General features: G+C 26.1%; 7 protein-coding genes and 1 pseudogene. All 8 read right to left on the bottom strand.

Going from position 1 to position 6,230, the window contains the following annotated elements; all coding sequences use genetic code 11:
• Positions 1-233 (bottom strand): hypothetical protein (locus KQ44_RS14720; protein ID WP_240516443.1); only part of this gene is annotated, 233 nt, incomplete at its 3' end.
• A gap of 11 nt (positions 234-244) precedes the next feature.
• Positions 245-637 (bottom strand): hypothetical protein, encoded by a 393-nt coding sequence (locus KQ44_RS14725; protein ID WP_240516444.1) that lies wholly within the window; start codon positions 635-637, stop codon positions 245-247.
• 67 nt (positions 638-704) lie between these two features.
• A complete protein-coding gene (locus KQ44_RS02865; RefSeq protein WP_096736161.1) occupies positions 705-1,541 on the bottom strand; it encodes a hypothetical protein in 837 nt (278 codons plus the stop codon).
• A gap of 67 nt (positions 1,542-1,608) precedes the next feature.
• Positions 1,609-2,367 (bottom strand): ankyrin repeat domain-containing protein, encoded by a 759-nt coding sequence (locus KQ44_RS02870; protein WP_096737775.1) that lies wholly within the window; start codon positions 2,365-2,367, stop codon positions 1,609-1,611.
• Between the two features lie 76 nt (positions 2,368-2,443).
• Positions 2,444-3,196: a uracil-DNA glycosylase gene (locus KQ44_RS02875; protein ID WP_096736162.1), complete on the bottom strand. Its 753-nt coding sequence runs from the start codon at positions 3,194-3,196 to the stop codon at positions 2,444-2,446.
• Positions 3,197-3,501: 305 nt separating this feature from the next.
• Positions 3,502-4,050: a hypothetical protein gene (locus tag KQ44_RS02880; protein WP_096736163.1), complete on the bottom strand. Its 549-nt coding sequence runs from the start codon at positions 4,048-4,050 to the stop codon at positions 3,502-3,504.
• Positions 4,051-4,055: 5 nt separating this feature from the next.
• Complete coding sequence (locus tag KQ44_RS02885; RefSeq protein ID WP_096736164.1) at positions 4,056-5,597, bottom strand: NAD(P)H-hydrate dehydratase; 1,542 nt, start codon at positions 5,595-5,597, stop codon at positions 4,056-4,058.
• Positions 5,594-6,230: pseudogene (locus KQ44_RS02890) on the bottom strand (hypothetical protein); the annotation flags it as partial. The gene KQ44_RS02885 and the pseudogene KQ44_RS02890, both read right to left, overlap by 4 nt.

Genomic DNA, 6,230 nt, shown 5'->3' on the forward strand with positions numbered 1-6,230 from the left:
GATAGTATAGCATCTAATATTCTAGTCTTATCAGAGTATTCAAGCAGTTTGTCTATATTACTATAATCTCCGTAATATATTTTTTGAGTAATTGCCATTAAAGGTATTAGTATATCTTCTTTATATTCTGAAACAATATTCTCTGCATTTGAGCTGCATATATTATCTATATAATTTTCAGTTTCTTTTGGGAAATATTTTTTAGAATAGTATAAATATATAAATGTGTTCATTTTAGCATTCATTATTTCATTAGAAATAGGGTTAATATTGTATGAATGCCTTTTATATTCTCTATTCCAATTGTTAATTTTTTTAAAGAGATACATTTAAGCAGAGCTTCTTTTATACTTATTCCAGATATTATGTTTATAATAAGTATCTCAAATATATATATATTTTCTATGTCATGCATAGATATAACTTTAAATAGTCTAATCAAGCTGTCATCTTCTTTATTAAGAGTATATAAATCTAGCAGTTTTGAATATATGCTATGATTATTTGATATTGAATATTCTATTTCTTTAGGATTGAAACCTATATTTTCATTTTCATTATAAACATATTTTTTTATATTATCTATATATGGGTGTTTTTTAAAAATATCATCTATATAAGTTTTATTAATGCTCATTGGTGCAGCCTTAGAATATATATACTATGATACTATACCATATTTTTACAAAAAAATGAATAAAAAATTAATCAATTATGAATACTACTTTACAATTTTTTATAGCATTTTTTAGATTTGTACTACTCATAATGATACTGGCATCTTCATTTCCTATAACCAAATCACTTGCAAGTCTTCCTCTAGCCCTCCAAGCAACAACATTATATGGTTTTTGACCTATTATATTTGTAATATTGGCATTTGTTAGGAAAGAATTTGTAGAATATGTGATATACCCATTAGTAGCGGCAACATTTTTATTGATGTATGCTATACTGTATATTTCATTTCCGTTTTCATCATATACTGTAGGAAATAATGACGGAGTAAATCCTATATTTCTTGCATCTATTACAAGGCTGTCATAGTCGGTACCTGTATCAAAATATGTTATTATAGGCTCTGTTTTGTATTCATTTATATTGTTTACCAAATCGTACATTAAATTATTTGTAGTGATATCCAAAGCCATAAGCACTTTAACACTTGTTCTTGTAGGGTAGGATATTCCGACAAGTCTGGCATTATTTATAGAGCTTACAACTTTTTCTTTTAATATTCTATTTTCTTCTATTATACTATAGATAGTATCTTCACTATTTATAGGTATATTTCCTAGTGTATCATATAGTGTTTTTATAGTTTCTTCTTCTGCCTGCTGCTGTAATATAAGAAGTGCTTCTGGGTGAAGACGAGTATCTGTTAAAAAGTCTGCTGTAGCATCTGCATATATTGTATATGTAGTATAATCAACTCTTCCTTCACCTGTATTCACTAATATATTGTTATTAGTCACTGAGGTATACTGTGCAAAAAGCAGTATATTTATACTTACAAACAATAAAATAACTTTAATATTCATATCAACTCCAATATACTGTAAATATTCTCGGTTTATAAATAAAATACTTAAAGATATTTTTATAAGTTTATCTTCTTTTTTCTAGTTTTTGCACATATGTAGATACATTAATATAGCCGTTATATTTCATAACTTCATAAGCACGCAGACCTATTGAATTAGGTTCTGTATAGTTTATATTATTATATATCAAATACCTTGCTATATCTATTTTTGTAGCATAAAATACGGCATTTTGTCCCCAATCATCTTTTTCATTTATATCAACTTTTAATTCTTCAACCAAATATTTTATTAAATTTAAATGCTCATTTTCAACAGCATACATAAGCATTGTTTTTCCTAAAATATCTCTTTTACTCATGTCAGCACCGTTTTTTATGAGAAGTTTTACAGAATATAAATCTCCATATTCGCATGCATAATGAAGTGCAGTTTTACCGTTATTGTCAGCAATATTCACATCAGCGTTATTGTTTATAAGAAGATTTAATATATACGGATAATTTGCAGATAATATCAAAGCATTTTCGCCTTTATGGTTGGTAATAGTTATATCAGCATTTTTATCTATTAAATAATCTGCTAAATCATAATATCCTATAGACACAGCTTCCATTAATAGAGTATTGCCGTTTTTATTTGTGCTGTTTATATCATTATTATTTTCTAAATATCTGTCAATGCTTGCTATAATATATGGTAATTTATTGTCATGAGTTATACAGTCAAATATAGTAGGCTTTTTTGGTATATTAGAATACTCTATATTTTCATAAGTTTCATAATTTGAAGCATCTTCTATATTATCAAATGAATTAGGTATAAGACACCTGCATATTATAAGCATTAAAATTAAATACTTTTTCAAATAAATCTCCTAAATTATTTTTATTATATTATTATTTATTTCTAATTTTTTCAAGTTCGCTTAACATAAACTCTAAATCAGATATTACTTTATCCTCTTCTTTTTGATTTCTTAATATATAAGCAGGGTGATAAGTTGCTATTACAGGTACGTCTTTTCCATTATTATTGTAGTAATGTACTTTATTTCTAGCTTTTCCAAAAGGAGTTTTTAAGTCAAAATCTATTAAATTACCGAATCCATGACGTCCTAATGCACATATTATTTTAGGATTAAGTATTTGTAATTGGTGTACAAAAAAATCTCTGCAATTAGCTTTTTCTTCAGGTAAAGGATCTCTGTTTTCAGGAGGACGGCATTTTAGTGCGTTCATTATATAGTATTTTTCTTTATTTATATTAAGTCTTTCAATCCATTTGTCAAGAAGTTTTCCACCTCTTCCAACAAATGGAAGTCCTTGTTTATCCTCGTCTGCGCCAGGTGCCTCTCCAACAAATACTATATCTGGATCCTCATCACCACGTCCGAATACCACATTTAATCGACTGTTACATAATGCTTCACATTTCATACATTTTTCTACTTCACTATATATCTTTTTTAAATCTTCATTTTTTATTTCTTTCATTAATTCCACACCTTTATTTGTGATATTTTCTTTTTTTACTGCTTGCTGTGCTTTTTTGGGATTTCTTAATATTATTTTTTTATTATGCTGACTGCATACCACATTTGAAAATTTTATTTTATTGTGCTGTAAAAAATAGTTTTCTATTTTGTTCATATTAATAAATCCTAAACATAAATTTAAAAACATTATCTATATTATATAATAAAATGGAATTTATTAAAAATTTTTTTATTATATTTGTTTGAAAACTACCTTACAAAATTATTTAATTTTAAACTATGAAATAATGCTTTATATGCTGTATGATAAACTTTTAGTATATACCTAAACAACTATATTTTGTCAAATTTTAGTTATTTATATACTGGCGGACTCATTTCATATATAAAATCCGCAATTATAAAATACTGAGATTGAATACATTATGATTTATTAATTTAGCTTTGTGGTCAGGTATATTATCTTTTAAGATGTCTTATATCTATATTATTAGTTGTAATCAGATTGCTGTCTAAATATAATATAACTTCTAGATTATTAGCTTCTTTCCAATAATTTTTATCAAAGCTCATTTTAAATCCTATTCTCTGACCTAGAGGAAACCTTATATTATAAAACGAGTCATTTCCTGTAAATATTAACTTCTTATTTTTATACAGTGATAAACTTGCATTTAAATTTTCTATATTGATGGAGTTTGTATAATTAGAATTTTTTACTTCTATTGTAGCAACAACAGCTTCATCTTCATAAAACTCTACATTATTTATTTTTACTTCTATAGGTATATTTGTTTTTAATGCACTGAAGTATGGTATTTCATTGAAAAAACCTTTTTTGTATAGAAGAAAAAATATTACAAGCAGTGTAAGAAAAGCCCCATATAAAAACATAAACCATCTTTTTGCAAATATACTTACCTCTCTTTTTGGGGTTGGAGGTTTCGGATGTCTGTTATTATAGAATTCTAATTCTGGTTTTTTAGGGTCATAAACTTCTCTTGACAATTTATTTATATCCTTTTTAATATTTTATATGATATATCCGCTAAATCTTTCGGCTGAATATAGTCGTTTCCAAATTTTTTAGATAGTATATTAAAAGATTTTGCCTGTATTATTAATGCAAGTTTAGAAGCATATAATATATTGAGTTTTCTTGCAAGCAATGCTCCAAGAAATCCAGCAAATACATCTCCCATTCCAGCTTTTCCCATAGATGGTCTTGGATTATAGTTTATATATATATCATTTTCATACATTAAAAAACTTACAGCGTCTTTTAATATTATAGCTGCATTAGTTTGCTGTCTGTATTTTAATAAAGATTCATATGGATTTTCTAATGCTTCTATATGATTTATATTAGTTAATTTTTCAAATTCATATATATGAGGTGTTAATACAAAATTACTTTTAAGTTCATTAAGTGTACTTTCAAACATTAAATATAAAGCATCAGCATCTATAACAGTTGGTATATTTATCTGTTTGAGTATGCTGTTCACAAAAACTTCAGTAGACATATTTCTTCCAAGTCCTGAACCTATTATGCAGGCATTACTTTTATTTATGTCATTAACTATTTCTATATCATTTTCTGTGAAGTATTTTTGATTTTCATCTCCTACACCTATAATAACAATTTCAGGCATAGAAGGCATAACAGCCTCTCTTATATTTTTTAATATTCCTCTGGGAACATAAAGTCTTATATATCCAACCCCAAGTCTGTAAGCAGCATGAACAGCTAAAACAGCAGCACCTATATATTCATCGCTTCCTGCTATTACAGCAAGCATTCCCTGTTCTCTTTTGCTGAAAAAAGCATTTCTATTTAAATTAATTTTTTCATTATAATCTATTAATTTGGCTTTATATCCGAAATTATTTAGTATATTTTCTGGAAATATAGATTTTATCATAAATAATTTTCCTATGTATTCTCTTGTTCTATATAAGAAAAATATATCCTTAGCAAAACAAACAGTATATGTTTCATGAGCTTTAAAGCAGCTATGTACATTATCATAGTCATTTATTTTTGAAGCAAGACCTGAAGGTATATCTATTGCTATTCTAAGTACGTCTAATTTGTTTAGATTATCTACAAGTACTTTTTGTATGCCTTCTAAAGGTCTGTTTCCCCCAGTGCCGAATAGAGAATCTAATACTATTGATTTTTTTTCTATATTTTCTAAAGCTGATAAAACATCGTCTTCGCTTCCTAAGTAACTTATATCTACATTCATAGATTTTAATATGTTAAAATTGGCATAAGTATCTTTATTAACTCTGTCAAGATTTCCAGTAATATATATGCTTACATTATAGCCGTTGTTTATTAAATATCTTGCTATTGCTAATCCGTCTCCGCCATTTCCTCCGACTGACGAAAAAATATATACAGTTTTTGTGTATAATAGTTTTCTATGCCTTTTTAACAATAGATAAAAAATCTCACTTGCTACATGTTCCATAAGAAGTATAGAAGGTATCTTTTCTGTAGTTTTTTTATCTATATTTATTAAATCTTCTGTAGTTACAACTTTCATTTTAATATTCCTAATTTTTCTTTAATTATATCTATAAATGATAATAATATATTTTCATTTAATTGTCCATACTTTATAAACTCGTTATAAGTAATTTTCATGCTGCTGCTTTCTTTTAAGATATTATTATATGTATTCTCTGGAATCATACCAGCATTATTTTTAAATACATTCAAATCATAATATGCGGATAGTTTCAATGCCCATAATGCATGTCTTGGATTTTTATCATTTATAAGTATAGGGTAGAGTAACATATAGCTTTTTGATAGTGTATTATCCAAATTTTTAATTTCTTTATAAGAATAAAAATCTGGAATATTTCTGTATGAAATACTGCTTCCTTTTTTTATAACATTGCTTATTTTGTATTTATTATTATTATAGGAGTATAATAATGGCCAGTATGTAGCATCTCCATATAAATATTTGGCTATATCCCAATAATACATGTCTTTTGATGTTATATACGATAAACTTGCTGCATTCATTGAATTAAAAAATGTGTTAACAACATCGTATAATTTTTGATTTTCTATATTATTGCTTGCTACAATTTTATTGCTTCCATAATAAATAGATACAAATATACCAATTATCAGTATGAATATTATTATGAGTGCTACTTTTAAT

Source organism: Brachyspira sp. G79, assembly GCF_002379365.1.
Classification (GTDB): domain Bacteria; phylum Spirochaetota; class Brachyspiria; order Brachyspirales; family Brachyspiraceae; genus Brachyspira.

Excerpts from the sequence above, each read along its gene's own strand:
- KQ44_RS14725 (WP_240516444.1), bottom strand. The coding sequence starts at position 637 with ATGAGCATTAATAAAACTTATATAGATGATATTTTTAAAAAACACCCA.
- KQ44_RS02865 (WP_096736161.1), bottom strand. The coding sequence starts at position 1,541 with ATGAATATTAAAGTTATTTTATTGTTTGTAAGTATAAATATACTGCTT.
- KQ44_RS02875 (WP_096736162.1), bottom strand. The coding sequence starts at position 3,196 with ATGAACAAAATAGAAAACTATTTTTTACAGCACAATAAAATAAAATTT.
- KQ44_RS02885 (WP_096736164.1), bottom strand. The coding sequence starts at position 5,597 with ATGAAAGTTGTAACTACAGAAGATTTAATAAATATAGATAAAAAAACT.